Genomic DNA, 25,553 nt, shown 5'->3' on the forward strand with positions numbered 1-25,553 from the left:
CCGCCGCCCGGTGGCGGAGCCGTCAGGACTCCAGATAGCGCAGGACGGCCAGCACCCGGCGGCTGTACCCCGTGGTGTGCGACAGACCGAACTTGTCGAAGACGGCGTGCAGATTCTTCTCGACGGCACTCAGCGAGAGGTGCAGCTGTTGGGCGATCGCCGCGTTGCTGCGCCCCTGGGCCAGCTCCTCCAGCACCGTCCTCTCCCGCGGTGTGAGCCGGGCCAGCGGGTCGCTGTGCGTCGTGAGGGCCACCAGCTGCCGTACGACCTCCGGGTCGATGACGGCCCCGCCCGCCCGGATCCGTTCCAGCGCGTCCAGGAACTCCCCGACCTGCGCGACCCGGTCCTTGAGCAGATAGCCGACCCGCTCGGCGCCCGCGGCGAGCAACTGGGCGGCGTAGGTGCGCTCCACATGCTGGGAGAGCACCAGGACGCCGACCTCCGGCCAGCGCTCGCGGACCTCCAGCGCGGCACGCAGCCCCTCGTCCGTGTGGGTCGGCGGCATCCGGATGTCGACCACGACGATGTCCGGCGTCCGGGCCTCGACCTCGCGGATCAGCGCCGTCCCGTCGCCCACGGCGGCCGGCACCTCATGGCCCTCCTCGGCGAGCAGCCGGACCAGCCCTTCCCGCAGGAGGGTCGAGTCCTCGGCGAGCATTACACGCACGGCAGCTCCGCGATGATGGTGGTGGGACCCCCTGGGGGGCTGTCGATGATGAGCCGCCCGTCGAGCGCGGCCACCCGGCTGTGCAGCCCGGTCAGCCCGCTGCCCGCCGGGTCGGCGCCGCCCCGGCCGTCGTCCTCGATCCGCACGGTCAACAGGGACGTGCCGCCCGTCAGGCTGATCCGGACCCGCCCGGCCCCCGAGTGCTTGGCGGCGTTGGTCACCGCCTCCGACACCACGAAGTACGCGGCCGTCTCGACCGGCCGGGGAAGCTCCGGGGGCAGCGCGAAGTCCATCCGCAGGGGGAGGGCGCACCGCTGGGCGACCCCGCCGAGGGCTTCCTGGAGCCCCAGGCTGTCGAGCGCCGTCGGGTAGACCCGCCAGGCGACGTCCCGCAGTTCCGTGAGGACGTCGGTGGACTCCTGGTGCGCCTGCTCCAGCAGGGCAGCGGCCTGCTCGGGTGCGCGGTTGCGGCGGACCCGGCCCAGCAGCATGGCCAGCGCGACCAGCCGCTGCTGCACACCGTCGTGGAGGTCGCGCTCGATGCGGCGGCGTTCGGCGTCGACCGCCCGGAGCACGGCGGCGCGGCTGGCGGCCAGTTCATCGATCCGCGCCTCCAGCAGCTCCTTCTCGGACGGCCCGAAATACTCGCGGGCCAGCCTCGCGTCCAGTGCGCCGAGCGAGGCCAGGCCCTGGAGGTCGAGGAAGAGCAGCACACCGCCGAGGAGCACCTGCGGCGCCAGTTCCCGCCAGCTCGTCGTGGAGCGGGCGACTCCGGCGGCCAGGACGACGGCCAGCACCGCGCCGACGGCCAGCAGACCGATCACCACCGTGCTCAGCAGCCCCGTGTACGTGCGGGCGGCGAGATGGCGCAGGGTGCGCCGGTCGTCGGGCTCGCGGGCGTACGGGGGCGGGAACCGGTCGCCGAAGAAGACGGTCCGCCGCATCCGCTCCGGCCCGGTCAGCCGGCGTGCCCCCGCACCGAGCACGGCCAGCGCCCGGTCGCGGGTGCGCGGCCAGAGGAGGAAGGGTCCCAGCAGGGTGCCCGGCCCGGCGAAGTACAGCAGCCCGAGGAGAGAGGTGCCGCAGCCGAGGAGTACGCCCACGGCCCGGCGGGCCCACCCGGGCGGCCCCGCCACCGGGTCGCCCCGTCGGTCGCTCCGTCCGTCGCCCCGCCCGTCGCTGTCCGGCACGGAAGGCGAGGTTAGCCGCGCGGCGGGGCGCGGGCAAGATCGTCCGGCGGGCGCCGGGGCGGGGCCCTCGTCGGGAACCCGTGCGGGTTGTGCCGCCGGGCGCCCGGTGGTCACGAGGTGCGGCGGTGCTGGGCGCGTCCGCGTCCGCGTACCCGCGTGACCACGTAGCCGGCCACGGCCAGCAGCACCACGACGAGCACCGCCTTGGACAGGACGCCGACGTACGACTCCACCAGGTTCCACTGGTCACCGAGCACATACCCGGCCATCACCAGGACCGTGTTCCACAGCAGACTTCCGGCCGTCGTCAGTGCGACGAACGTGGGCAGCGGCATGCGTTCGACGCCCGCGGGCACGGAGACCAGGCTGCGGAAGACCGGCACCATGCGGCCGAGGAACACCGCCTTGGTGCCGTGCCGCGCGAACCACTGCTCCGTACGCACCAGGTCGGAGGCCTTCACCAGTGGCAGCTTCGCCCACCACGCGTGCATCCGCTCCCGGCCGAAGATCGTTCCGATCCCGTACAGGACGACCGCGCCGACGACCGAACCGAGCGTGGTCCAGAACAGCGCCGAGGCCACGCTCAGCACTCCCTGCGAGGCGGCGAAGCCGGTCAGCGGGAGGATGACCTCACTGGGCAGCGGCGGGAACAGGTTCTCCAGCGCGATGGCCAGACCGGCGCCGGGCCCGCCGAGGGTCTCGACGAGACCGGTGGCCCAGCCCGCGATGCCGTCCGTGGGCTCCTGTGCGGCAGCTGACAGTACGAGGTGCATCCGGGCTCTCCAAGGGTGACGGGAAGACAGCCGCTGGGCATCCTCCGCGGCATACCGTCAACGCTAGGAACCGCCGATCAGTGCCGGTATGAGGTCTCCCGTCGAACCACCCTGCGGTTTCCCGCACCCCGTGGAGGGGCGGATTCCCGTGCTCCCGGGGCCCGGTGATGTCCCGCACCCCCGCACCCCCTGCGGGGAGGGTGCGGGACATCACAGCGAACGGGCCCGGAGGCCGCCCGGTCTCGGCCCCCGCCCGGTCTCAGCCCTCGCCCGGGTCTCAGCCCCCGCCCGGTCTCTCAGCCCTCGCTCAGAACCACCGAGCGCGACAGGTGCCGGGGCAGGTCCGGGTCGAGACCGCGCGCCGCGGCCCGCGCGATCGCCAGCCGCTGTACGCGTACGAGATCGGCCAGCGGGTCCAGCTCGGTCTGCACCCAGCGGGCACCCGTGGCGAGCACCTGATCCGCCAGACCCTCGGGGGCGGCGCCGAACATCCAGGTCGCCGTGCCGGCGGTGGCGATGCTGATCGGGCCGTGGCGGTACTCCATGGCGGGGTACGACTCGGTCCAGGAGAGCGACGCCTCCTTCATCTTCAGCGCCGCCTCATTGGCGAGACCGGCCGTCCAGCCCCGGCCGAGGAAGGAGAACTGGGTGCAGTCCACCAGCCCTTCGGGCAGCGGCTCGGCGAGCGCGGTCTCCGCGTCCCGCACCACGTCGTCCGTGTGCAGCCCGAGGTGGGCGCGGAGCAGGGTGAGGACCGTGGTGGCGAAGCGGGTCTGGACGACGGACTTCTCGTCGGCGAACTCCAGGACGACGATGTCGTCGGCCGCGGCCATCACCGGGGTGTCCGGGTCGGCGGTGATGGCGACCGTGCGCGTCGTGCCGCGCAGCCGGGTCAGCAGTTCCAGCACCTCGGTCGTGGTCCCCGAGCGGGTGAGCGCGACGACCCGGTCGTAGGACCGGCCGAAGGGGAACTCCGAGGCGGCGAAGGCGTCGGACTCGCCCTGGCCGGAGTCCTCGCGCAGCGAGGCGTAGGCCTGCGCCATGTAGAACGAGGTTCCGCAGCCCACGACCGCGATGCGCTCGCCGGTGGCGGGCAGGGCCGCCGCGTGGTCCCCGGCCAGTGCTGCGGCACGGCGCCAGCACTCGGGCTGGCTGGCTGTCTCGGTCTCGACATACGACACGTCTGCACTCCGCTTGAGCGTGGGCGAATGAAGCACTGGATGTTCGATTCTGCACGTTACATCTGCCGATCGAGCAAAAACAAGCAAAACCGGGTGGGTGGCGAGCTGTCCGGCCGGTGGCCTGTGGGACGCTTGCGCCTGTCCGGCCGGCGGTGACCGTGTTCCCGGGAAGCGCGGTGCGCACGCCGGACGGTGAAGGAGACACACTCTTGTCCAGGGACGCCCGGTGGGACGCTTTGCTGGAACTGGTCGGCAGGAACGGCCGGGTCGACGTCGAGGACGCCGCGCTGGCGCTGGACGTCTCGGCCGCGACGATCCGCCGTGACCTGGACCAGCTCGCCGAGCAGCAGCTGCTCACCCGGACCCGGGGCGGCGCCGTCGCGCACGGTGTCTCGTACGAGCTGGCGCTGCGCTACAAGACGGGCCGCCGCGCCCCCGAGAAGCAGGCCATCGGCCGTGCCGTGTCGGAGCTGGTCGCGGCCGGCGAAGTGGTCGGTCTGACCGGCGGTACGACGGTGACCGAGGTGGCCAGGGCCCTGGCCACGCGTCCTGACATCGTCGGCGAGACGGCCGCGGCGGGCGGGCAGCCGATGCTGACCGTGGTGACCAACGCGCTCAACATCGCCAGTGAGCTGGCGATGCGGCCGCAGATCAAGATGGTCGTGACCGGTGGTGTGGCCAGGCCGCAGTCCTATGAGCTGACCGGCCCGCTGGCCGTCGGCGTGATGAACGAGATCACCCTGGACATCGCCGTGCTCGGCGTCAACGCGATCGACACGGAGCGCGGGGCGTACGTCCACCACGAGGGCGAGGCCAGCGTGAACCGGCTGCTCGCGCAGCGGGCGCAGCGCGTGGTGGTGGCGGCCGACTCCTCGAAGATCGGCAAGCGGGCCTTCGCCCGCGTCTGCGACCTCGGCCCGGTCGATGTGCTGGTCACCGACTCCGGCATCACGCCGGAGGCGAGGGCCCGGTTCGCCGAGGCGGGCGTGAACGTGATCGCTGTCTGAGTCCGGCCACGCTGCCACGCGGCTGCGTTTCGGCGCGTCCTCGCGTCCTCGCGCTCTTCGCGGCATGCGCGGCGTGCGCGGCCACGTGTCAGTGCGTCGGGGCGTCTGTTTTCGGCCATGCTCGGTGGGTAGTCGGCTGATTCCGGTTCGGGCGCGGAGCGGTGGGAAGCGGTCGTACGGAGTCATGGAACCGGGCGACATTCGGTGTTTGGTCCGGAAAGTTCCCAGCATGGTGAGGGATCGACGACCTCGGACTGTCACCATCGGCCGTCAGTGACGGCCTGCCGAGGGGGGAATAGGGGCGGAAGAACGGCGAATTCACGCCACTAGGTCTTCTTGTTGGCCGAGTTCGAACGCGTGGCCGGATCGTGGTCGGCATAATCGCGTCCATGCCGATCACGGGTGGGGACGTCGTTGATCTGGGCCGGGGTCTGTACGCCTGGCTGCCGCCGAAACGCGGCTGGGGACTGGCCAACTGCGGTCTGCTCGTGTCGCCGCGCGGCGCGCTGTGGATCGACACCCCGTACGACCGCGCGCTGGCCGGACAGTTCCTGGCGGAGAGCACCGAACGGCTGCCCGACGGCGTCACCGTCGACCGGGTGATCGTCACCCACGCCAACGGGGACCACTTCTGGGGCGCGGGTGTCCTCCCGGACGCCGAGATCATCGCCACGCGCGAGGCCAGGGAACACATCCACTACGAGCCCACTCCGCAGCAGCAGCACGCCCTGGTGACGGGAGGCGATCCGGCCACCCCGCTCGGCGCGTACCTCGCCCGGCACTTCGGGCCGTTCGACTGGTCGGCCACCGAACCGGTGCGCCCCACCACGTACTTCACCGGGGAACTGGAACTGACCCTGGGGGACTACCCGGTCCGGCTGGCGGCGCTGCCGTCCGCCCACACCACGGGCGACCTGATCGTTCATCTGCCCGCGCAGCGCGCCGTGTTCAGCGGTGATGTGATCTTCTCCACCACCCCGCGGCAGCCGGGCGACCACCCGGTGCACTGGGCGGGTCCGCTGAGCAATGTGATCGCGGCCTGCGAGCGGGTGCTCGCGACCGGCGCCGAGATCATCGTCCCGGGCCACGGCCCGGTGCTCGACCCGGCAGGTGTACGGGACCACATCGGCTATCTGGAGTACATACGCGAGCGCGCCCACGCCTTCCACACGGCGGGCGTGCCCGCCCCGGAGGCGGCCCGGCGGGTGATCGCCGAGGACCGCCATCCCGAACTCGGGCTGCCCGAACGGCTGTCCGTCACCATCGGGACCGAGTACCGGCACCTGGACGGCTCCGAACTGCCGGGTGTGCTGCAGGTGATGACGGAGGTGGCCGTGCTGGCGCAGGAGGTCGAGCAGACGCGTACGGGCGGCGGGCCCGGCCGTACCGGCACAGCGGAGGCTGTGCGCGAGCCGGCCGGCGGACCGCGGTGAGTACGGCCCCGGTGAGCACGGCCCCGATGGGTTCGGCCCCGATGAGTACGGCTTCCGTGCGGACGGCCCCAGTGGCTACGGCCCACACGCACACCGCCACCCGCCGCCGCCCGGTGCGCGGGATCCGCTCGACACGAAGGACGCGGTGACCGCAGTGGGATGGATCGTGGCGCTCCTCGCCGCCGCCTGGGCCGCGACGGCGGTGGTACGGGCTCAGCAGTCGTCCCGTGACGTCTACGCGGCCACGGCCCGCGCCGAGCTCGCGGAGCGGCAGGCGAAGGCCGCCGAGGCCCGCACCCTCGCCCTCACCGACGAGATACGCCAGCTCGCCGACCGGCGCATACCCGCCGCCGCGACCGCGCTGTCGCACCCCACCGCGTCCGTCCCCGGGCTGCGCGAGGCCGCCGACATCGACGGTGATGCCGCCCGCCTGCTGACCGAGGCCGTACAGGCGGCCCGAGCGGCGGTCATCGAGGAGCGGCAACGTGTCGACGCGGCGGCGAGAGCGGCCATGCGCGGCACCTCGGCCAAGATCCAGTCCCTGCTCAATCAGTCCCAGCAACTGCTCCACGAGCTCCAGCACGAGTACGACGACCCGCGCATCCTGCAGCTCGACTTCCGCAACGAACTGGCCCTGCGCCGCACCCAGGCCACCGCCGTGCTCTGTGACGCCTGGCCCGGACTCGCGCGGCAGAACTCACCCCTCGTCGAGATAGTGCTCGGCGCCCAGTCCCGGGTCGCGGGCTACCAGCGCATCCGGGTCGCCAACCATCTGCGCGAGGAGCGGCTCGCCCTCGTGGCCCGCGCCGCCGAACCCCTCGCCATCGTCCTGGCGGAGCTGCTGGCCAACGCGACGGCGTACTCGCACCCGGACACCGAGGTGCCGGTCACCGTTCAGCAGACCCCGGGGCGCGGGGCCCTGGTGCTGGTCGACGACGCGGGCATCGGCATGGACGACGACGCGCTGGAGCGGGCCCGCGCGCTGCTGGCCGGGCCGTCCGAGGTGCTGCTCACCGAGCTGGGGGACCCGCCGCAGACCGGGTTCGCCGTGGTCGGCCGGCTCGTGGCGCGGTACGGCTTCAGCTGTCACATCGAGCCCTCGCCGTACGGGGGAATGCGCACCATGCTCCGCGTACCGGCCCATCTGCTCACCGTGATGGAGGACGACCGCACCCTGTCGGTGCTCGCCCCGAAGCCGGTGGGCGCCCGCCCGCAGCCGGCACCGGAAGGGCAGCCGGCACCGGCAACGGGGACGACGGAAGCAGCGGAGGCGGTGGAGGCGGTGGAGACACCGGGGGTGCCGGGGGCACCGGGGGCACCGGGGGCACCGGGGGTGCCGTCGGCGGCCGTTCCCGGACAACCGGCCGCCGACGCCGCGCCGTCGGCCGACGCCGGACCGCGTACCGAACTTCCCACCCGCCGACGGCGCACCCGTCGCCCGGCGGTCCAGGAGCCCCCGGGCGCGAGCGGCCCGGCGGCCGAGGAGCCCGCGCCCCGCACACCGGAGCAGGCCGGGGCATCCTGGACGGCGCTCCAACAGGGCACGGTCAGCGGCCGCAACGCCGAAGCGGCCGCCACCAGCGCCCAGCCCGCCGGACCTGCCGACTCCGCCGCAGCCGCCGGACCTGCCGACTCCGCCGCAGCCGCCGGACCCGCCGAGTCCGGGCCACCGGTACCCCTATCGCCCGCCCCAACAGCATCCGCATCGCCATTGGACGATCAAGGAGACGACGAGACGTGAGCGCCCCCAACCCCACCACCGGTGACCTCGCCTGGGTGCTGACCCCGTTGCTGGAACTGCCCGGTGTCCAGCATGCGGTGGTCGCCACCGGTGACGGGCTCGTCGAAGGCGCCTCCCCGGGGCTCGACCGGGCGTCCGCCGAGCGGGTGGCTGCCATGACAGCCACCCTGCACGCCGCGGCGCGCGCCTTCACCACGGCCTTCACCGAGGCGGAGACGCCCCGGCTGGCGCAGACGGTCGTGGAGTCCGAGCTGGGCTTCGCCATCGTCGTCCCCGCAGGCAGGAACACCACCCTCGCGCTCTTCGCCGCCCCCGACGCGCACCTGGGGAACATCGCCTACCAGATGCAGGTGCAGGTCACCGCGCTGACCCGGGCGATGAACGCCCCCGCCCGCCAACCGGACGCTGCCGCCCGGCCATGACCCCCGGCCCAGGACGCCGTCTGATCCCCGCCTATCTGGTCACCGGTGGCCGCTCCGCACCCACCGGCCCCGCGCTCGACCGGCTCGCCGTGCTCGTGCGTACGGACTCGACGCTGCCCCAGGACACCGGAACCGAACACCGCAGGCTGTGCGAACTGCTGGAACCGGGGGCACTCACCGTCGTCGAGTGCGCCGCCCACCTGGAACTCCCGGTCAGCGCCACGGTCTTCCTGGCCGCGGACCTCGCGGCCGCCGGACATCTGCACACCCGACCGCCGATCCCCAGCGCCGGGGAGATCGACCGGTCGCTCGTCGAGAGGCTGCTCGTTGGACTCCGCTCCCTCCACTGACCGGACCGGCATCGGCTATCTGCCGAGTGCCGACCAGACCCTGATGAAGCTCGTCGTCACGGGTCCCTTCGGCGTGGGCAAGACGACCCTGATCCGCACCCTGTCGGAGATCCCGACGCTGCACACCGAGGAGGTGATGACACAGTCCAGCACCGGGCTCGACGACACCGCGGGTCTCCCCGACAAGACCACGACGACGGTCGCCGTCGACTTCGGCAGGCTGACCGTCCCCGGTGACCTGGTGCTCTACATGTTCGGCACCCCGGGGCAGGAACGCTTCTTCCCGCTGTGGGCGGACATCGCCCGCGGTGCCCTCGGTGCCCTCGTCATGGTCGACACCCGTCGGCTGGAGGACTCGTTCGCCGTGATGGACATGGTGGAGGAACAGGGGCTGGCGTACGCCGTCGCCGTCAACCGCTTCCCGGACGCCCCCGCCCACACCGACGAGGTCCTGCGCAAACACCTCGACCTGGCCCCGGAGACCCCTCTGGTGCAGTGCGACGCCCGCGAACGCCGGGGCTCCATCGACGCGCTCATCGCCCTGGCCGAGCACGCGCTGACCTGCCTGCCGCAACAGGATTCCCTGCCGCGACAGGATTCCCTGCCGCGACAGGATTCCCCGCCGCAGCGGGAGCCCGCTGCCCGGTCGGGGCCCCAGCCGCAACTCCAGTCACAGTCCCCACTCCAGTCCCGTCCCCTACCCCTTTCCCGGGATTCGTCATGACGCTCTCCCCGCCGGACACCGAGCACGACTCGCCGCACCGGCCGCTCGCGCTGTACGGTCCCGACTTCGCCGCCGATCCGCACGGGCACTACCGCAGCCTGCGCGCACAGGGGCCGCTCGCCCGCGTCAGGATCGCCCCCGGTATCGACGCGATGCTCGTCACGGACTACCAGGCGGCCGTCGACCTCGTGCGCGACACCGACACCTTCACCAAGGATCCGCGCGCCTGGCAGGCGACCGTACCGGCGGACTCGCCCGTCCTCCCCGTGCTCGGCCACCGGCCCACCGCCCTCTTCAGCGACGGCGCTGTGCACACCCGCTACCGCGACACCATCAACGACAGCATCGCCCTGATCGAACCGCACATGCTCCGGGCCGAGGTCACCCGGGTCGCGCAGCAGCTCATCGGCGAGTTCTCGGCGACGGGCAGCGGCGACCTCGTCGCCCAGTACGCGCGCCGGCTCCCGCTGCACGTCTTCACCACCTGGTTCGGCGTGCCGCCCGAGGACGGCGAACGCATCGTGAACGGCGTCGGCGGCATGATGAACTCCGCCGCGGACGCCGCAGCCGCGTACGCGGATCTCGTCGGTGTCGTCACCGAGCTGGTGGCCGCCCGTCGCGCCCGACCCGGCCGTGACCTCACCTCGTACCTGCTCGCACATCCGGCCGGGCTCGACAACGACGAGACAGTGCGTCAGATCACACTCATGATGAGCGCGGGGCACGATCCCACGACCAATCTGATCTCCAACGCGCTGCTCCACATGCTCACCGACGCGCGCTATTCCGGTTCGCTGCACGGCGGTGCGACGACCGCCCACGAGGCGATCGACGAAGTCCTCTGGCAAGACCCTCCACTGGCCAATCTGGGTGCCCACTACCCTCGTCGCGATACGGAGTTCCACGGCGTCGCGCTGCGCGCCGGACAGCTGGTCCTGGTGTCGTTCGCCGCCGCCAACACCCAGTCCCCGCCCGCGCTTTCGGACCCCGGGGCGGGTTCCGGGTCCAGTGCGCATCTGGCCTGGTCGACCGGGCCGCACCGGTGCCCGGCGAAGCAGCCGGCACTGCTGATCACGATGACCGCGATCGAGCAGCTGACCAGTCAGCTCTGCGACCTCGAACTCGCCACGGAGCCGTCGCGGCTGATGTGGCGGCCCGGTCCCTTCCACCGCGCGCTCGTGCATCTGCCGGTCCGTTTCACTCCGCTCGATCCGGGTCTTGGCCGTGTCGGTGGTACGCCGAACGGGTGAGGGGCGAGAGGATTGCCCGATGAACATTGAGCGCAGCCGGCGCAAACCCAACAGGCGCACGGACGGGGTGGCCCTGTGAGCAGGTACGACAGGTACGACAGGTACGACAGGTACGACGCCACCGACGAACAGTGGGAGGGTCTCGCCCAGGTCGTACCGCTGCGGGGCCGCAACGAGTGGCCGTCCCGGGTCGACCACCGCGCGGTCCCGGACGAGCGCGCCGAACAGCGGCGGCTCGTGGTGCTGCGGGTGCAGGTCTTCGCGGACGCACGTGAAGTCGCCGAGTATCTGGTCGCGCAGGTTCCGGTGCTGCTCGACCTGACGGCGGCGGAGACGGATGTGGCCAAACGCATTCTGGACTTCAGCAGCGGCGTCGTCTTCGGACTGGGCAGCGGCATGCACCGCGTCGACAAGAACGTCTTCCTGCTGGCGCCGGTCGGCATGGAAGTCGAAGGAGTCACGCCCGCGGGACTCCCTCAATCGTAGGAAGGTCTCCGGGTAAAACGGTTCGGCTGCCGCGGTCGTGCATACGGTCCGCACATGACAGCCACTCCCTCGCCGCCCGACCTGGACGCTTCACTCCCGGCCCCCGGAGGCACCGCTCGTCCCTCTGGTCCCACGGGCCACACTCGCCCCACCGGTCGTTCCCGTCATGCCTGTTCTGCTGGTCCTGTCGGTCCTGTCGGTCCTGCTGGTCCTGTCGGTCCTGTTGGTTCCGCCGGTCCCGTCCGTCATGTCCGCCCGGCGGTCACCGAGTTACGGCTCGCCGCCTTCGCCTCGCTCCGCCGCGCGGTCCTTCCCATGGGGCCGATGACGCTCGTCACCGGCGGGGCGGGCACCGGCAAGACGACCGCGCTGCGGGCGTACGGGGCGCTGGCGCGGCTCGGGGCCGGTGCTCCGCTCGACGAGGTCTTTCCGGACCCGGTCGCCTGTGTGCCCGAACGGGCGGGCACCGACGCCCAGGGCAGGCGCGGGTTCCGGCTCGGCTGCACGGTGGACGGCCCGGCCGGCCCGGTCCGGCTGGAGGTGGCGGTGCAGGCGGAGCCGACCCTCCGCATCGTCGGGGAACGGCTGACCGGAGGAGGCGAGACCCTGCTGGCCACCGCGCTGCGCGATCCGCGGCGCCCGACGGTCCAGGCCGCCTGGCACACGGCGGGGCTGGTTCCGGTGACCCGGGCCCCGCTGCCGGACGACCGGCTGGCGACGGCGCTGCTGCCGCTGCGGGTCGCGGGCACCACCCCGGGGCAGTTACAGGTGCTGGCCGCCGCCGAGCAGGTGGTGGTGGCGCTGCGGTCGGCCTTCGTCTGCGATCCGCAGCCGCAGCTGATGCGGGCGCCGGTACCGGCCGGTCCGGGGCGCCTGCGGTCCGACTGCGCCAATCTCGCCGAGGTGCTGGCGCGAACGCACACCCGGTGCGGTCAGCGGCATGCCCGAGTGGTCACCGCCGCCGGCGCCGGGTGCGCCGGACCGGTGACGGGGCTGGGCGCGGAACGGCTCGGGAGCGGGGAGGTACGGGCCTGGGTGGGCCGCGAGGCGGGCCACCGGACGCCCCTGGGCCGGCTCGGTGACGGTGAACTGAGGTATCTGGCCCACGCGCTCGTCCTGCTGACCGGCCCGCAGGTGCTCGCGGTGGACGCTCCGGCGGAGGTACCGCCCGCGATGCGGGCGCTCACGGTGCTGGCCGACGGGCTGGACCGGAATCTGGACGGGAGACAGCTGCGGGAGCTGCTGGCGCTGGCCTCGTCGGTCTGCGGGGACGGACACATCCGGCTGGTGGGGACGGTCACGGACCTGTCCGCGGCAGGCGCCTGCGGGACAGCGGGAGTGTCAGTGGTAGACCTGGGACCGTGACAGAACTCGATGTGGCAGAACTTCAGCGGCGGCTGGCGGCGTTCGCGGCGGCCCGGGACTGGGAGCGGTACCACTCCCCGAAGAATCTCGCCGCCGCCCTGAGTGTGGAGGCGTCCGAACTGCTGGAGATCTTCCAGTGGCTGACACCCGAGCAGTCGGCGCGGGTGATGGAGGAGCCGGGATCGGCGCATCGGGTGGCGGACGAGGTCGCCGATGTTCTCGCGTATCTGCTTCAGTTCTGCGAGGTGTTGGGCATCGATGCGCTGGCGGCGCTGGCGGCCAAGATGGACCGGAATGAGAAGCGCTTCCCGGTTCCTGACTCTTCGGAACCCACAAATTGTCACTCTTCGGAGTGATCCACTTATTCACAGTCGACTTTGTGTCCACAGATTTCCGAATTCCTCTGGCCTTTCGGTGCCGTCCACCTCACTGTGGGTAATGGATGAGGTGAGCGGGTTTTCGTACGGACGGGGGAGTGGCATGGAAGCGGAGCGACTCATCGAGATCGGTCGTCGTGCTCTGGCGGAGAGCCGGGGCGCGCTGAGCATCATGGCGGAGGCCTGGCAGGCCCAGGCCTTGGCGCGGACGGTCGGCGGCAAGCTGGCCCAGGGCGGCCCGCTGGAGTTACGGAGCGAGGCGCGGGGCCTCAGCGAGATCGGCGGGAGCGGGGTCTCGGTGCTCGACCACCCGATGGTGCTCGCCGGAGGGACACGGGCCTCACAGCTCTCCGAAGTCACCGATGTGCGAAGGACGCTGGCAGGTCTGGCCCTGCTGCTGGGCGAGTCGGGGATCGCGCTGGTGGGTGTTGCCTGCGACACCGGGGAGGACGGGCTCTACTGGCAGTGCATCGAGGCCATAGACGCCACGGACGAGTCGATGGACCGGGTGCACGGCATGCTGAGACGGCTGGCGGAGAGGGAGCGTGAGAGGGGGCGGGAGCGTGATGGCCCCTACGGAGTGCTCCACGGCCCGGCGGGATCGGCGGCGGGCCCGTGAGAGGAGGGGCGGGACCGGTGAGCCCATGAGCCGCCGGGCGGTGCTGGAGCGGTGACGGGCCCGGGGCGGTGACCGGGCGCTGGGTGCACCGTGCGGGGCCGGGTGACGGGAGGAGGACCGGCGCCCGAAGGGGCAGGATGGATGTATGGATCTTCGAATCTTCACCGAGCCCCAGCAAGGGGCGAGCTACGACACTCTGCTCACCGTCGCCAAGGCCGCCGAGGACCTCGGCTTCGATGCCTTCTACCGCTCGGACCACTATCTCCGCATGGGCTCCGGAGACGGACTGCCCGGCCCGACCGACGCGTGGATCACCTTGGCGGGACTGGCGCGCGAGACCAAGCGGATCCGCCTCGGCACCCTGATGACGGCGGGCACCTTCCGACTGCCCGGGGTGCTGGCCATCCAGGTCGCCCAGGTGGACCAGATGTCCGGCGGCCGGGTCGAACTGGGCCTGGGGGCAGGCTGGTTCGAGGAGGAGCACAAGGCGTACGGCATCCCGTTCCCGAAGGAGAAGTTCGGCCGGCTGGAGGAGCAGCTGGCGATCGTCACCGGCCTGTGGGCGACGGAGACCGGCAAGACGTTCAGCTACGACGGCACGTACTACCAGCTCACGGACTCGCCCGCGCTGCCCAAACCGGCCCAGGCCAAGGTGCCGGTCCTGATCGGGGGGCACGGCGCGACCCGTACCCCGCGACTGGCCGCGCAGTACGCGGACGAGTTCAACATCCCGTTCGCCTCGATCGAGGACAGCGAGAAGCAGTTCGGGCGGGTCAGGGAAGCGGCGAGAACGGCGGGCCGTCGGCCGGAGGACCTGGTGTACTCCAACGCGCTGGTGGTGTGTGCGGGCAAGGACGACGCGGAAGTGGCGCGACGCGCGTCCGCCATCGGGCGTGACGTGGACGAGCTCAAGGCCAATGGACTGGCGGGTTCGCCCGCCGAAGTGGTGGACAAGATCGGCCGGTTCGGCGCGATCGGGTCCTCCCGCATCTACCTCCAGGTATTGGATCTGGACGACCTGGACCATCTGGAACTGATCTCTTCACAGATCCAGTCCCAGCTGACCTGACCTGACCTGACCTGACCTGACCTGACCTGACAGGCCCGACCGACCTGACCTGACAGGCCCGACCGACCTGACCTGACAGGCCCGACCGACCCGTCCTGACAGGCCCGACCGGCCTGACCCGACAGGCTGGTCCCACCGGCCGGCCAACCGGCCTGCCCGGCCCGACTGCCTGACCCGGCCCCGGAGAAGAGGGAGTGGTACCTGTGCGGTCCGTCCGTACGCTCGCGGCAGCGCTCGACGCGGGGCCCGTCCTGCTCGACGGCGGGCTCTCCAACCAGTTGGAGGCGCAGGGGTGCGATCTGTCCGACGCCCTGTGGTCGGCGAGGCTGCTCGCCGACGCGCCCGAGCAGATCGAGGCCGCGCACCTGGCGTATGTGCGGGCGGGTGCGCAGGTGCTCATCACCGCGGGCTATCAGGCGACGTTCGAGGGTTTCGAGCGGTACGGGATCGGACGGGCCCGCGCCGAGGAGCTGCTGGCCCGCAGTGTGCACCTGGCCGGGGCGGCCGCCGACGCGGCACGGCGGGAGAGCCCGGGACGGGAGATCTGGATCGCCGCGTCGGTCGGGCCGTACGGGGCGATGCTGGCGGACGGCAGCGAGTACCGGGGGCGGTACGGGCTCTCCGTACGGGAGCTGGAAGCCTTCCACCGCCCCCGGGTGGCCGTGCTGGCAGCCGCCGGCCCCGACGCGCTGGCCCTGGAGACGGTGCCCGACCTGGACGAGGCCGAGGCGCTGCTGCGGGTGACCGGCGAGTACGGGCTTCCGGTGTGGCTCTCGTACAGCGTCCTCGGGGACCGGACCCGGGCGGGGCAGCCGTTGCGGGAGGCCTTCGCGCTCGCCGCCGGGCAGGACCATGTGATGGCCGTCGGGGTCAACTGCTGCGACCCGGCGGACGCGGACCGGGCGGTCGGGCTCGCGGCGGAGGTGACCGGCAAGCCGGTCGTCGTCTATCCGAACAGCGGGGAGCGATGGGATGCCGGGGGCCGGGGGTGGACCGGGGCGAGCACCTTCGACCCGGAGCGGGTGCGGTTCTGGACCCGGGCGGGGGCCCGGCTGGTCGGCGGCTGCTGCCGGGTGGGACCGGCGCGCATCGCGGAGCTGGCCGGCCAACTGGGGCGATGACATGTCCGCCGGTGCCGAGTGCGGGTTCCGTGGCGGTGAACGGCCCTGCTGCCAGGGCGAAAATGCCTGGTCGGGCGGGGGCCGGAGGACCATAATCGGACGGGTGTTCCTGACAATCAGCACGACCGGCACCCCGGAACGACCCGCGACCGACCTCGGCTTCCTGCTGCACAAGCATCCCGACAAGGCGCAGTCGTTCTCCACCTCGCACGGCATCGCGCACGTCTTCTACCCCGAGGCGTCCGCCGAGCGCTGCACGGCCGCACTTCTGCTGGAGGTGGATCCGGTGGCGCTGGTGCGGCGCGGAAGGGGCAAGGGCCGGGGCGGTGCGCCCGACGCGGCGCTCGCGCAGTACGTCAACGACCGCCCCTACGCGGCGTCCTCACTGCTGGCCGTCGCCATGTCCGCGGTCTTCAAGTCCGCCCTCAACGGGGCCTGCCGGGCCATGCCCGAGCGGGCCGGGGCGCCCCTGCCGCTGCGCATCGAGGTGCCCGCACTGCCCGCACGCGGCGGTGCGGAGCTGGTCCACAAGCTCTTCGGCCCGCTCGGCTGGACCCGGGTGGAGGCCGAGGCCGTACCGCTGGACGCGGAGTTCCCCCAGTGGGGCGACTCGCGCTATGTACGGCTCGTGCTGGAGGGCGAACTCCGGCTGGCGGACGCGCTGCGCCAGCTGTATGTCCTGCTGCCGGTGCTCGACGACGCCAAGCACTACTGGGTCGCGCCCGACGAGGTCGACAAACTGCTGCGGGCGGGTGCGGGCTGGCTGGCCGACCATCCCGAGCGGAAGCTGATCACCAGCCGCTATCTGTCCCGCCGCTGGAGCCTGACCCGGCAGGCCGCGCAGGCACTCGAACTGGTACGGCTGGCCGAGTCGGACGACCTCGACGTGGACCGTGTCGACAACGCCGTGGACGAGACCGAGGACACCGAGGAGAAGCCGGTGCCGCTCGCCGAGCAGCGCCGTACGGCGATCCTGGAGGCGCTGCGCTCCGCGGGGGCGAGCCGGGTGCTCGACCTGGGCTGCGGCCAGGGCCAGTTGGTGCAGGCCCTGCTCAAGGACACACGCTTCACGGAGATCGTCGGCGTGGATGTGTCCATGCGCGCTCTCACCATCGCCTCGCGGCGGCTGAAGCTGGACAGGCTGGGGGAGCGGCAGTCCGGCCGGGTCACCCTCCGCCAGGGCTCGCTGACCTATACCGACAAGCGGCTGGGGGGCTATGACGCCGCGGTGCTCAGTGAGGTCATCGAGCACCTGGACCTGCCCCGGCTGCCCGCGCTGGAGTACGCGGTATTCGGTTCGGCCCGCCCCCGGACGGTGCTGGTGACCACGCCGAACGTCGAGTACAACGTCCGCTGGGAGACCCTGCCGGCCGGGCACGTACGCCATGGCGACCACCGTTTCGAGTGGACCAGGGCGGAATTCCGGGCCTGGGCGGAGAAGGTCGCCGGACGGCACGGCTACACCGTCGCGTTCGAGCCCGTCGGGCCCGAGGACCCCGAGGTCGGACCGCCCACACAGCTGGCCGTCTTCACCACGACCGCGGCCGCCGGCGACAAGCCGGCCGAGAACAAGATCAAGAACAAGAAGGAGGCGGAAGCCGCATGACCAGCACCTCTCGCACCCTGCCGGTGACCGACCTCTCCCTCGTCGTCCTCATCGGTGCCAGTGGCTCGGGCAAGTCCACGTTCGCCCGCAAGCACTTCAAGCCCACCGAGATCATTTCCTCCGACTTCTGCCGTGCCCTCGTCGCCGACGACGAGAACGACCAGAGCGCCAGCCGCGACGCCTTCGACGTGCTGCACTACATCGCGGGCAAGCGTCTCGCGGCGGGCCGGCTGACTGTCGTCGATGCCACCAGCGTCCAGTCCGAGAGCCGCAGGGAGCTGGTGCGGCTGGCCCGGGAGCACGACGTCCTGCCCATCGCCATCGTGCTCGACCTGCCCGAAGAGGTCTGCATCGCGCGCAACGCCGCCCGCCCCGACCGCGCCGACATGCCCCGGCACGTCATCCAGCGGCACCGCCGCGAGCTGCGCCGCTCCCTGCGCGGCCTGGAGCGCGAGGGCTTCCGCAAGGTGCACGTCCTGCGCACCGAGGAGGAGGCCGAGCACGCCGAAGTGGTGCTGGAGCGCCGCTACAACGACCTGCGCCACCTCACCGGACCCTTCGACATCATCGGTGACATCCACGGCTGCCGCTCCGAGCTGGACACCCTGCTCGCCAAGCTCGGCTACATCGACGGCGCGCATCCCGAAGGGCGTACGGCCGTCTTCGTCGGCGACCTCGTCGACCGGGGACCCGACAGCCCCGGCGTGCTGCGCCGCGTCATGTCCATGGTGTCGGCCGGCCATGCCCTGTGCGTACCGGGCAACCACGAGAACAAGCTGGGCCGTTACCTCAAGGGCCGCAACGTCCAGCACACCCACGGTCTCGCCGAGACCATCGAGCAGCTGGACCGCGAGGACGCCGAGCACCCGGAGTTCCGCGCACAGGTCAAGGAGTTCATCGACGGGCTCGTCAGCCACTACGTCCTGGACGGCGGCAAGCTCGTCGTCTGCCATGCCGGGCTGCCCGAGAAGTACCACGGGCGCACCTCCGGGCGGGTCCGTTCGCACGCGCTGTACGGCGACACCACCGGCGAGACCGACGAGTTCGGGCTGCCCGTGCGCTATCCGTGGGCGGAGGAGTACCGCGGCCGGGCCACCGTCGTCTACGGTCACACCCCCGTGCCCAGCACCTCCTGGATCAACAACACCATCTGCCTCGACACCGGTGCGGTCTTCGGCGGGAGGATGACCGCGCTGCGCTGGCCGGAGCGCGAACTCGTCGACGTACCGGCGGAGAAGGTCTGGTACGAACCGTCCAGGCCGCTCACCACGGAGGCCCCGGGCGGCCGGGAGGGCCGCCCGCTGGACATCGCCGATGTGCAGGGCCGCCGGACCGTGGAGACCCGGCACATGGGCCGGATCGCCGTGCGCGAGGAGAACGCGGCGGCGGCGCTCGAAGTCATGAGCCGGTTCGCCGTCGACCCGCAGCTCCTCGGCTACCTCCCGCCGACCATGGCGCCGACCGCCACCTCCCGGGAGGACGGTTTCCTGGAGCACCCGGCCGAGGCCTTCGCCCAGTACCGGGCGGACGGCGTCGCCAAGGTCGTGTGCGAGGAGAAGCACATGGGCTCGCGCGCCGTGGCCCTGGTCTGCCGCGACGCCGAGGCGGCCCGGGAGCGCTTCGGCGTCGACGGCCCGACCGGCGCGCTCCACACCCGTACCGGGCGGCCGTTCTTCGACGACGAGGCGCTCACCGAGGCGGTGCTCGGCCGGCTGCGCGGCGCCGTCACCGCCGCCGGGCTGTGGGAGGAGTGGGACACCGGCTGGGTGCTCCTCGACGCCGAGCTGATGCCGTGGTCGCTCAAGGCCGCCGGGCTGCTGCGCTCGCAGTACGCCGCGGTCGGCGCCGCGTCCGGTGCCGTCCTGCCCCCGGCCCTCGCGGCCCTGGACGCGGCGTCCGCCCGGGGCGTCGAGGTGACGGACCTCGCCGGGCGGCAGCGCGGACGGGCCGAGGACGCGGAGGCGTTCACCCGGTCCTACCGCCGCTACTGCTGGGGCACCGAGGGACTGGACGGGGTGCGCCTGGCGCCGTTCCAGATCCTCGCCGTGCAGGGCCGCTCGCTCGCCTCCGTACCGCACGACGAGCAGCTGGCCTGGCTCGACCGGCTGGTCGAGCACGACCCGACCGGGCTGCTCCAGGTCACCCGCCGGCTCGTCGTCGACACCGGCGACGACGCCTCGGTCCGCTCCGGCACCGACTGGTGGCTGGAGATGACCGGGCGCGGCGGTGAGGGCATGGTCGTCAAGCCGCTCGGCGCGCTCGTCCGTGACGGGAAGAGCCGTCTCGTGCAGCCCGGCATCAAGGTGCGCGGCAGGGAGTATCTCCGGATCATCTACGGACCCGAGTACACCCGCCCGGAGAATCTGGAGCGACTGCGCTCCCGGTTCCTCGGCCACAAGCGCTCGCTGGCGCTGCGGGAGTACGCCCTGGGCCTGGAGGCCCTGGACCGGCTGGCCGACGGGGAACCGCTGTGGCGGGTCCATGAGGCGGTCTTCGCGGTTCTCGCCCTGGAGTCGGAGCCGGTGGACCCCCGGCTGTAGACCCACGGCCCGGGAACCCGTTGGCGATTCGCCGGGTGAACGGCGCTCCGCGCGGTGAGGATGGAGTCATGGGATTCCATGTCGACTCCGAGACCGGGCGGCTGCGCCGCGTCATACTGCACCGTCCGGATCTGGAGCTGAAGCGGCTCACCCCCAGCAACAAGAAGGCACTGCTCTTCGACGATGTGCTGTGGGTGCGCCGGGCCCGGCAGGAGCACGACGGGTTCGCCGACGTCCTGCGGGAGCGCGGTGTGGCGGTCCATCTCTTCGGTGATCTGCTCCAGGAGTCCCTGGACATCGCGGTGGCCCGGCGGCTCGTGCTGGACCGGGTCTTCGACGAGAAGGAGTACGGCCCGCTGGCCACCGAGCATCTGCGGGCGGCCTTCGAGGAGCTGCCCTCCGCCGAGCTGGCCGAGGCGCTGATCGGCGGGATGACCAAGCGGGAGTTCCTGGAGCGGCACGCGGAGCCGACCTCCGTCCGTTTCCATGTGATGGACCTGGACGACTTCCTCCTGGGGCCGCTGCCCAACCACCTCTTCACCCGTGACACCTCGGCCTGGATCTACGACGGTGTGTCCATCAACGCGATGCGCTGGCCGGCCCGGCAGCGCGAGACCGTGCACTTCGAGGCGATCTACCGTCACCACCCGCTCTTCACCGGCCCCGAGGCGGGTGCGTTCCACCACTGGTCGGAGGGGCAGGACGACTACCCCTCCACCATCGAGGGCGGCGACGTCCTGGTCCTCGGCCGGGGTGCCGTACTGATCGGGATGAGCGAGCGCACCACCCCGCAGGCCGTGGAGATGCTGGCCCGGGGGCTCTTCGACGCCGGGTCCGCCCGGACGATCGTGGCGCTCGACATGCCCAAACGCAGGGCGTTCATGCACCTGGACACGGTGATGACGATGGTCGACGGGGACACCTTCACCCAGTACGCGGGGCTCGGGATGCTCCGCTCGTACACGATCGAGCCCGGTGGCGGCCCCCGGGACCTGAAGGTCACCGATCATCCGCCCGAGCACATGCACCGGGCCATCGCCGCCGCGCTGGGCCTCGACTCGATCCGGGTCCTCACCGCCACCCAGGATGTTCATGCGGCCGAGCGCGAGCAGTGGGACGACGGCTGCAATGTGCTGGCGGTCGAGCCGGGGGTCGTCGTCGCGTACGAGCGCAACGCCACCACCAACACCTTTCTGCGCAAGCAGGGCATCGAGGTGATCGAGATCCGCGGCAGCGAACTGGGGCGGGGGCGCGGCGGCCCGCGCTGCATGAGCTGTCCCGTGGAACGGGATCCTGTATAGCAATGCAAGTGGTCGTATAGACTTCCAGGGTTACTGTATGACGCGATCCCGCCCGACCCAGGAGCAGTCACCATGGCCATAGACCTCGCAGGCCGCCACTTCCTCAAGGAGCTGGACTTCACGGCCGAGGAATTCCGCGCCCTGATCGCCCTGGCCGCCGAGCTCAAGGCCGCGAAGAAGGCCGGCGAAGAGGTCCAGCGACTGCGTGGCCGGAACATCGCGCTGATCTTCGAGAAGACCTCCACCCGTACCCGCTGCGCCTTCGAGGTGGCTGCCGCGGATCAGGGTGCGTCCACCACCTATCTCGACCCCTCCGGTTCGCAGATGGGGCACAAGGAGTCGGTGAAGGACACCGCCCGCGTCCTCGGCCGGATGTTCGACGGCATCGAGTACCGCGGTGACAGCCAGCAGACGGTGGAGGACCTGGCCGCGTACGGCGGAGTCCCCGTCTTCAACGGTCTCACCGACGACTGGCACCCCACCCAGATGCTCGCCGATGTGCTCACCATGACCGAACACAGTGAGAAGCCGCTGGACACGGTCACCTTCGCCTACCTCGGTGACGCGCGCTTCAATATGGGCAACTCCTATCTGATCACCGGCGCGCTGCTCGGTATGGACGTGCGGATCGTGGCCCCCGAGGCCTACTGGCCGCAGGAGGCCGTCGTCGCCCGCGCGCGTGAGCTGGCCGTGCACAGCGGCGCTTCGGTCACCCTCACCGAGGACATCACCGAAGGTGTCCAGGGGTGCGACTTCGTCGCCACGGACGTCTGGGTCTCCATGGGGGAGCCCAAGGAGGTCTGGGCGGAGCGCATCGCGGCCCTCTGGCCGTACGCCGTGACCATGGACGTCCTGCGGGCCACCGGCAACCCCGAGGTGAAGTTCCTCCACTGCCTCCCGGCCTTCCACGACCTCGGCACCAAGCTCGGCCGGGAGATCCACACCGCCCACGGGCTGGCCGAGCTGGAGGTCAGCGACGAAGTCTTCGAGTCCGCGCACTCGGTCGTCTTCGACGAGGCGGAGAACCGGATGCACACGATCAAGGCCGTCCTCGTGGCCACCCTCGCGGGCGGCGGCCGGTAGGCGGTACGGCGGGGCGTTCCGCGCGGGGGCGACACGGTGGGGCGTTCCGCGCGGGGCGCCCGCGCGGGCGTCCGTACGGGGCAGTCCGTACGGGGGTGACATGGCGGGGCGCCCGGGTGTCGCATGAGCATGCACCCGATTGGGTGAATATGCGTACTGGTGGCTACGATGTCACCTCTTGGTGGGGTTCGAGCTCGCACGCTCGGACCCCATTCCCCTGTGCCGCCCCGGAGTCCCCCACGGCTCCGCGCACCGGCTCCCCCCCACGCGCGTCACCTGCACCACCAGAGAAGAGACCCCCCGCATGAGTTCCGGTCTGCGCCGCAAGAGTCCCGAGCAGCTGGTCGCCGAGTCCGGCGCCGACCTGGAGGGGCACGGTCTTCGGCGCACCATGGGCCTGTTCCAGCTCGTCTGTTTCGGGGTCGGGGCCATCGTCGGCACCGGAATCTTCGTCGGGCTGTCCGACAGCGTCGCCGAGGCCGGACCCGCCGTCGTGCTGTCGTTCGTCCTCGCCGCCGTCACCTGTGTCTTCACGGCCTTCTCCTTCGCGGAGCTGGGCAGCGCGATCCCGGTCTCCGGCAGCTCGTACTCCTTCGCCTACGCGGCGCTGGGGGAGCGCACCGCGTTCCTGGTCGGCTGGTGCCTGCTGCTGGAGTACGGGGTCTCGGTCTCCGCGGTCGCGGTCGGCTGGAGCCAGTACGTCAACGAGCTGCTCGACAGCCTCGTCGGTCTGGAGCTGCCCGCGGCTCTGTCCGCCGGGCCGGGCGACGGCGGTGTGATCAATCTGCCCGCGATCGTGGTGATCATGATGGCCGCCACCCTGCTGGTGCGCGGCATCCGGGAGAGCGCGACGGCCACGGCGGCGATGGCGATCCTCAAGATCGGCATCCTGATCGCGTTCTGCGCGATCGCGTTCACGGCGTTCGAGGACGGGAACCTGTCACCGTTCGCCGCCCAGGGGATGGGCGGCGTCACCGCCGGCGCGTCGCTGGCGTTCTTCTCGTACATCGGGTTCGACGCCATCACCACCGCGGGCGAAGAGGTCAAGAACCCCCGCCGGAACATCCCGATCGCCATCATGATCTGCATCGGAGTGGTCACCCTGCTCTACTGCGCGGTCGCCGTCTCGGCCATCGGCGCGCTCGGTGCCGACGCCGTCGCCGGCAAGCCGGCCGCGCTCTCGCTGATCGTCGACCAGGTCACCGGATCCACCGTGGGCGGCGGGATCATCGCCTTCGGGGCGGTCGTCGCGATCGCGTCCGTGGTGCTCGCGGTGATGTACGGGCAGACCCGCATCCTGATGTCGATGTCCCGCGACGGGCTGATCCCGCAGGTCTTCGAACGCGTCTCGCCCCGGACCCACACCCCGGTCGCCAACACCTGGATCGTGGCGACCGTCTTCGCGCTCCCGGCGGCCTTCTCGTCCCTGGACGTCGTGGTCGGCCTGACGACCATCGGCACGCTGGCCACCATGGTCGCGGTGAATGTCGCGGTGGTCGTGCTGCGGCGGCGCGACCCCGGGCTGAAGCGCAGCTTCCGGGTGCCGCTCTACCCCGTGAGCCCGGTGCTGGGCGTCGCCTTCTGTCTGTATCTGATGTATGGGACGGGCTGGACGACCTGGGTCCAGTTCGCGGTCTTCCTGGCGGCCGGATCGCTGCTGTACGCCTGCTACGGACGCGGCCGCTCGCGGCTGGTCAGCTCAGCGGCGACGGGCCCGGCTGGGCCGGAATCGCCGGCAGGGTGAACCAGACCGCCTTGCCGTGCTCCGTGGTGCGGTGACCGCAGGCGGAACTGAGGGTGCGGATCAGGAGCAGGCCGCGGCCGTGCTCCTGCCAGGGGTCGGGCTCGCTGCCGGGCCGCGGGCGGGAGAGATCGCCCGGCGGGGCCGGGTCGCGGTCGTGGACCTCGACCTGGCAGCCGGTCGGCATCAGCTCCACGACCAGCTCGATGGGCCCGTGGCCCTCGGTGTGCTCGACGGCGTTGGCGACCAGCTCGGCCGTGAGGAGTTCGGCGGTGTCGCAGTCGGCGGGGGCGTCGATGTCCGACAGGGCGGTACGGATGAGGGCGCGGGCGATCGGTACGGCGGCGGTGGAGTGCGGCAGGGCGATACGCCAGGAGGCGGGCACGGGGACATCGGGCGGCACGGCGTGGTTCCGTTTCGGGAGCGGGGCTTCCTTGGGGCGGACTTCTCGGACCCGGAGTTCTCGGAGCGAGACTTCCTGGTTTCAACCTTACGAACCGCAATGACGCATACATAGAGGCGGTCGACCGGTACAAACGGGACCTTCGGTACAACGGTCTCATGGCCGATGTATCGCGTCCTCGTGACGGTAGTCACGTACGGGTGATAGTTTCGAAGGCGGAACGAGACCCGCGCAGTGCCATCCGGCAGCCCTACGGCTGAAGGGGACCGCCTCCATGAGCCCTTTTCCCAGTTCCGCCCCGCGCACCGAGGACTGGCGCCATCTGCGGCTGACCAGACAGGACGGTGTGGCGACTGTCACGCTCGCCCGCCCGGAAAAACTCAACGCGCTCACCTTCGGCGCCTACGCCGACCTGCGTGACCTCCTCGCCGAACTCTCCAGGGAGCGCTCCGTACGCGCCCTCGTGCTCGCCGGTGAGGGGCGGGGCTTCTGCTCCGGCGGCGACGTCGACGAGATCATCGGTGCCACGCTCGCGATGGACACCGCGCAGCTCCTCGACTTCAACCGGATGACCGGCCAGGTCGTACGGGCCCTGCGCGAATGCCCCTTCCCGGTCGTCGCCGCCGTCCACGGGGTCGCCGCGGGAGCCGGTGCCGTACTGGCCCTGGCCGCCGACTTCCGGATCGCCGACCCGTCCGCCCGCTTCGCGTTCCTCTTCACCCGCGTCGGTCTCTCCGGCGGCGACATGGGCGCGGCCTACCTCCTGCCGCGGGTCGTCGGCCTCGGCCACGCCACCCGGCTGCTGATGCTCGGCGAAGCCGTCCGCGCGCCAGAGGCGGAGCGGATCGGACTGATCAGCGAACTGGCCGAGGAGGGACGGGCCGACGCCCGCGCGGCGGAACTCGCCCGCCGCCTCGCCGACGGACCCGCCCTCGCGCTCGCCCAGACCAAGGCCCTGCTCACCGCCGAACTCGACATGCCGCTGGCCGCCGCCGTCGAAATGGACGCGGCGACCCAGGCACTGCTGATGCACGGCCGGGACTACGCCGAGTTCCATGCCGCCTTCACCGGGAAGCGGCCGCCGAAGTGGCAGGGGCGGTAGCG

Annotated in this window: 23 protein-coding genes and 1 pseudogene; 19 read left to right on the forward strand and 5 right to left on the reverse strand. The window is 71.6% G+C overall.

Translation table 11 applies throughout. The annotated features are described in order from the left end of the window. Window positions 1-22: 22 nt before the first annotated feature. From OHA98_RS11155 to OHA98_RS11170, 4 genes are all read right to left on the reverse strand, one after another. Complete coding sequence (locus OHA98_RS11155) at window positions 23-658, reverse strand: response regulator transcription factor (protein WP_266927855.1); 636 nt, start codon at window positions 656-658, stop codon at window positions 23-25. Further along, on the reverse strand, window positions 658-1,803 hold the full coding sequence (locus OHA98_RS11160) for a sensor histidine kinase (protein WP_266927857.1): 1,146 nt from the start codon (window positions 1,801-1,803) through the stop codon (window positions 658-660). Before OHA98_RS11160 ends, OHA98_RS11155 begins: the two co-directional genes overlap by 1 nt. Window positions 1,804-1,967: 164 nt before the next feature. Then, the gene (locus OHA98_RS11165) at window positions 1,968-2,630 is read right to left on the reverse strand and encodes a DedA family protein (RefSeq protein ID WP_266924763.1); all 663 of its coding nucleotides are present in this window, start codon (window positions 2,628-2,630) and stop codon (window positions 1,968-1,970) included. Window positions 2,631-2,926: 296 nt separating this feature from the next. Next, window positions 2,927-3,811, reverse strand: coding sequence for an SIS domain-containing protein (locus tag OHA98_RS11170; protein WP_266924765.1), 885 nt, complete (start codon window positions 3,809-3,811; stop codon window positions 2,927-2,929). A 209-nt stretch (window positions 3,812-4,020) separates the two neighbouring features. Between OHA98_RS11170 and OHA98_RS11175 the strand changes: the two genes are divergently transcribed. The 18 genes and pseudogenes from OHA98_RS11175 (at window position 4,021) to OHA98_RS11260 (ending at window position 24,049) form a co-directional block, all read left to right on the forward strand. After that, complete coding sequence (locus OHA98_RS11175) at window positions 4,021-4,818, forward strand: DeoR/GlpR family DNA-binding transcription regulator (protein ID WP_266924767.1); 798 nt, start codon at window positions 4,021-4,023, stop codon at window positions 4,816-4,818. A gap of 389 nt (window positions 4,819-5,207) precedes the next feature. Continuing rightward, complete coding sequence (locus OHA98_RS11180; RefSeq protein ID WP_266924769.1) at window positions 5,208-6,251, forward strand: MBL fold metallo-hydrolase; 1,044 nt, start codon at window positions 5,208-5,210, stop codon at window positions 6,249-6,251. 145 nt (window positions 6,252-6,396) lie between these two features. Continuing rightward, the gene (locus OHA98_RS11185) at window positions 6,397-7,992 is read left to right on the forward strand and encodes an ATP-binding protein (RefSeq protein WP_266924771.1); all 1,596 of its coding nucleotides are present in this window, start codon (window positions 6,397-6,399) and stop codon (window positions 7,990-7,992) included. Beyond that, window positions 7,989-8,414, forward strand: a complete 426-nt coding sequence (locus OHA98_RS11190) for a roadblock/LC7 domain-containing protein (protein WP_266924772.1) — start codon at window positions 7,989-7,991, stop codon at window positions 8,412-8,414. The genes OHA98_RS11185 and OHA98_RS11190 overlap by 4 nt, the downstream gene beginning before the upstream one ends. Continuing rightward, window positions 8,411-8,764, forward strand: a complete 354-nt coding sequence (locus tag OHA98_RS11195) for a DUF742 domain-containing protein (RefSeq protein ID WP_266924774.1) — start codon at window positions 8,411-8,413, stop codon at window positions 8,762-8,764. Before OHA98_RS11190 ends, OHA98_RS11195 begins: the two co-directional genes overlap by 4 nt. After that, window positions 8,742-9,488 (forward strand): ATP/GTP-binding protein, encoded by a 747-nt coding sequence (locus OHA98_RS11200; protein ID WP_266924776.1) that lies wholly within the window; start codon window positions 8,742-8,744, stop codon window positions 9,486-9,488. Before OHA98_RS11195 ends, OHA98_RS11200 begins: the two co-directional genes overlap by 23 nt. Continuing rightward, window positions 9,485-10,738 carry a cytochrome P450 gene (locus OHA98_RS11205; protein ID WP_266924778.1) on the forward strand — a complete coding sequence of 418 codons (1,254 nt, stop codon included), beginning with the start codon at window positions 9,485-9,487 and terminating at the stop codon, window positions 10,736-10,738. The genes OHA98_RS11200 and OHA98_RS11205 overlap by 4 nt, the downstream gene beginning before the upstream one ends. A gap of 75 nt (window positions 10,739-10,813) precedes the next feature. After that, the gene (locus tag OHA98_RS11210; RefSeq protein WP_266924780.1) at window positions 10,814-11,224 is read left to right on the forward strand and encodes a cell division protein SepF; all 411 of its coding nucleotides are present in this window, start codon (window positions 10,814-10,816) and stop codon (window positions 11,222-11,224) included. Window positions 11,225-11,476: 252 nt separating this feature from the next. After that, window positions 11,477-12,589, forward strand: a pseudogene (locus OHA98_RS11215) (ATP-binding protein); the annotation flags it as partial. Continuing rightward, window positions 12,586-12,945, forward strand: coding sequence for a nucleotide pyrophosphohydrolase (locus OHA98_RS11220; protein WP_266924782.1), 360 nt, complete (start codon window positions 12,586-12,588; stop codon window positions 12,943-12,945). The pseudogene OHA98_RS11215 and the gene OHA98_RS11220, both read left to right, overlap by 4 nt. Window positions 12,946-13,069: 124 nt before the next feature. Then, on the forward strand, window positions 13,070-13,585 hold the full coding sequence (locus tag OHA98_RS11225) for a DUF6099 family protein (RefSeq protein WP_266924784.1): 516 nt from the start codon (window positions 13,070-13,072) through the stop codon (window positions 13,583-13,585). Window positions 13,586-13,730: 145 nt separating this feature from the next. Then, window positions 13,731-14,654, forward strand: coding sequence for an LLM class F420-dependent oxidoreductase (locus OHA98_RS11230; RefSeq protein WP_266924786.1), 924 nt, complete (start codon window positions 13,731-13,733; stop codon window positions 14,652-14,654). 203 nt (window positions 14,655-14,857) lie between these two features. Next, the gene (gene mmuM / locus OHA98_RS11235; protein WP_266924788.1) at window positions 14,858-15,775 is read left to right on the forward strand and encodes a homocysteine S-methyltransferase; all 918 of its coding nucleotides are present in this window, start codon (window positions 14,858-14,860) and stop codon (window positions 15,773-15,775) included. 103 nt (window positions 15,776-15,878) lie between these two features. Beyond that, entirely contained in the window at window positions 15,879-17,381 is a 1,503-nt protein-coding gene (locus OHA98_RS11240; RefSeq protein WP_266924790.1) for a 3' terminal RNA ribose 2'-O-methyltransferase Hen1, read from the forward strand. Beyond that, window positions 17,378-19,921: a polynucleotide kinase-phosphatase gene (locus OHA98_RS11245; RefSeq protein ID WP_266924792.1), complete on the forward strand. Its 2,544-nt coding sequence runs from the start codon at window positions 17,378-17,380 to the stop codon at window positions 19,919-19,921. Before OHA98_RS11240 ends, OHA98_RS11245 begins: the two co-directional genes overlap by 4 nt. Window positions 19,922-19,989: 68 nt before the next feature. Next, the gene (locus OHA98_RS11250) at window positions 19,990-21,222 is read left to right on the forward strand and encodes an arginine deiminase (protein WP_266924794.1); all 1,233 of its coding nucleotides are present in this window, start codon (window positions 19,990-19,992) and stop codon (window positions 21,220-21,222) included. Window positions 21,223-21,294: 72 nt separating this feature from the next. Next, the gene (gene argF, locus OHA98_RS11255) at window positions 21,295-22,305 is read left to right on the forward strand and encodes an ornithine carbamoyltransferase (RefSeq protein WP_266924796.1); all 1,011 of its coding nucleotides are present in this window, start codon (window positions 21,295-21,297) and stop codon (window positions 22,303-22,305) included. A gap of 304 nt (window positions 22,306-22,609) precedes the next feature. Then, entirely contained in the window at window positions 22,610-24,049 is a 1,440-nt protein-coding gene (locus tag OHA98_RS11260; RefSeq protein ID WP_266924798.1) for an amino acid permease, read from the forward strand. Here the strand turns inward: OHA98_RS11260 and OHA98_RS11265 are convergent. Then, window positions 24,000-24,449, reverse strand: a complete 450-nt coding sequence (locus OHA98_RS11265; protein WP_266924800.1) for an ATP-binding protein — start codon at window positions 24,447-24,449, stop codon at window positions 24,000-24,002. The genes OHA98_RS11260 and OHA98_RS11265 overlap by 50 nt on opposite strands. A 274-nt stretch (window positions 24,450-24,723) precedes the next feature. Here OHA98_RS11265 and OHA98_RS11270 point away from each other — a divergent pair, with 274 nt between their 5' ends. Then, a complete protein-coding gene (locus OHA98_RS11270; protein WP_266924802.1) occupies window positions 24,724-25,551 on the forward strand; it encodes an enoyl-CoA hydratase family protein in 828 nt (275 codons plus the stop codon). The last annotated feature ends 2 nt before the right edge of the window (window positions 25,552-25,553 follow it).

The organism is Streptomyces sp. NBC_00654, from assembly GCF_026341775.1.
GTDB lineage: Bacteria > Actinomycetota > Actinomycetes > Streptomycetales > Streptomycetaceae > Streptomyces.

Coding starts and splice junctions, on each gene's coding strand:
- OHA98_RS11195 (WP_266924774.1), top strand. CDS start 8,411: ATGACCCCCGGCCCAGGACGCCGTCTGATCCCCGCCTATCTGGTCACC.
- OHA98_RS11180 (WP_266924769.1), top strand. CDS start 5,208: ATGCCGATCACGGGTGGGGACGTCGTTGATCTGGGCCGGGGTCTGTAC.
- argF (WP_266924796.1), top strand. CDS start 21,295: ATGGCCATAGACCTCGCAGGCCGCCACTTCCTCAAGGAGCTGGACTTC.
- OHA98_RS11250 (WP_266924794.1), top strand. CDS start 19,990: ATGGGATTCCATGTCGACTCCGAGACCGGGCGGCTGCGCCGCGTCATA.
- OHA98_RS11260 (WP_266924798.1), top strand. CDS start 22,610: ATGAGTTCCGGTCTGCGCCGCAAGAGTCCCGAGCAGCTGGTCGCCGAG.
- OHA98_RS11165 (WP_266924763.1), bottom strand. CDS start 2,630: ATGCACCTCGTACTGTCAGCTGCCGCACAGGAGCCCACGGACGGCATC.
- OHA98_RS11230 (WP_266924786.1), top strand. CDS start 13,731: ATGGATCTTCGAATCTTCACCGAGCCCCAGCAAGGGGCGAGCTACGAC.
- OHA98_RS11270 (WP_266924802.1), top strand. CDS start 24,724: ATGAGCCCTTTTCCCAGTTCCGCCCCGCGCACCGAGGACTGGCGCCAT.
- OHA98_RS11225 (WP_266924784.1), top strand. CDS start 13,070: ATGGAAGCGGAGCGACTCATCGAGATCGGTCGTCGTGCTCTGGCGGAG.
- OHA98_RS11155 (WP_266927855.1), bottom strand. CDS start 658: ATGCTCGCCGAGGACTCGACCCTCCTGCGGGAAGGGCTGGTCCGGCTG.
- OHA98_RS11245 (WP_266924792.1), top strand. CDS start 17,378: ATGACCAGCACCTCTCGCACCCTGCCGGTGACCGACCTCTCCCTCGTC.
- OHA98_RS11205 (WP_266924778.1), top strand. CDS start 9,485: ATGACGCTCTCCCCGCCGGACACCGAGCACGACTCGCCGCACCGGCCG.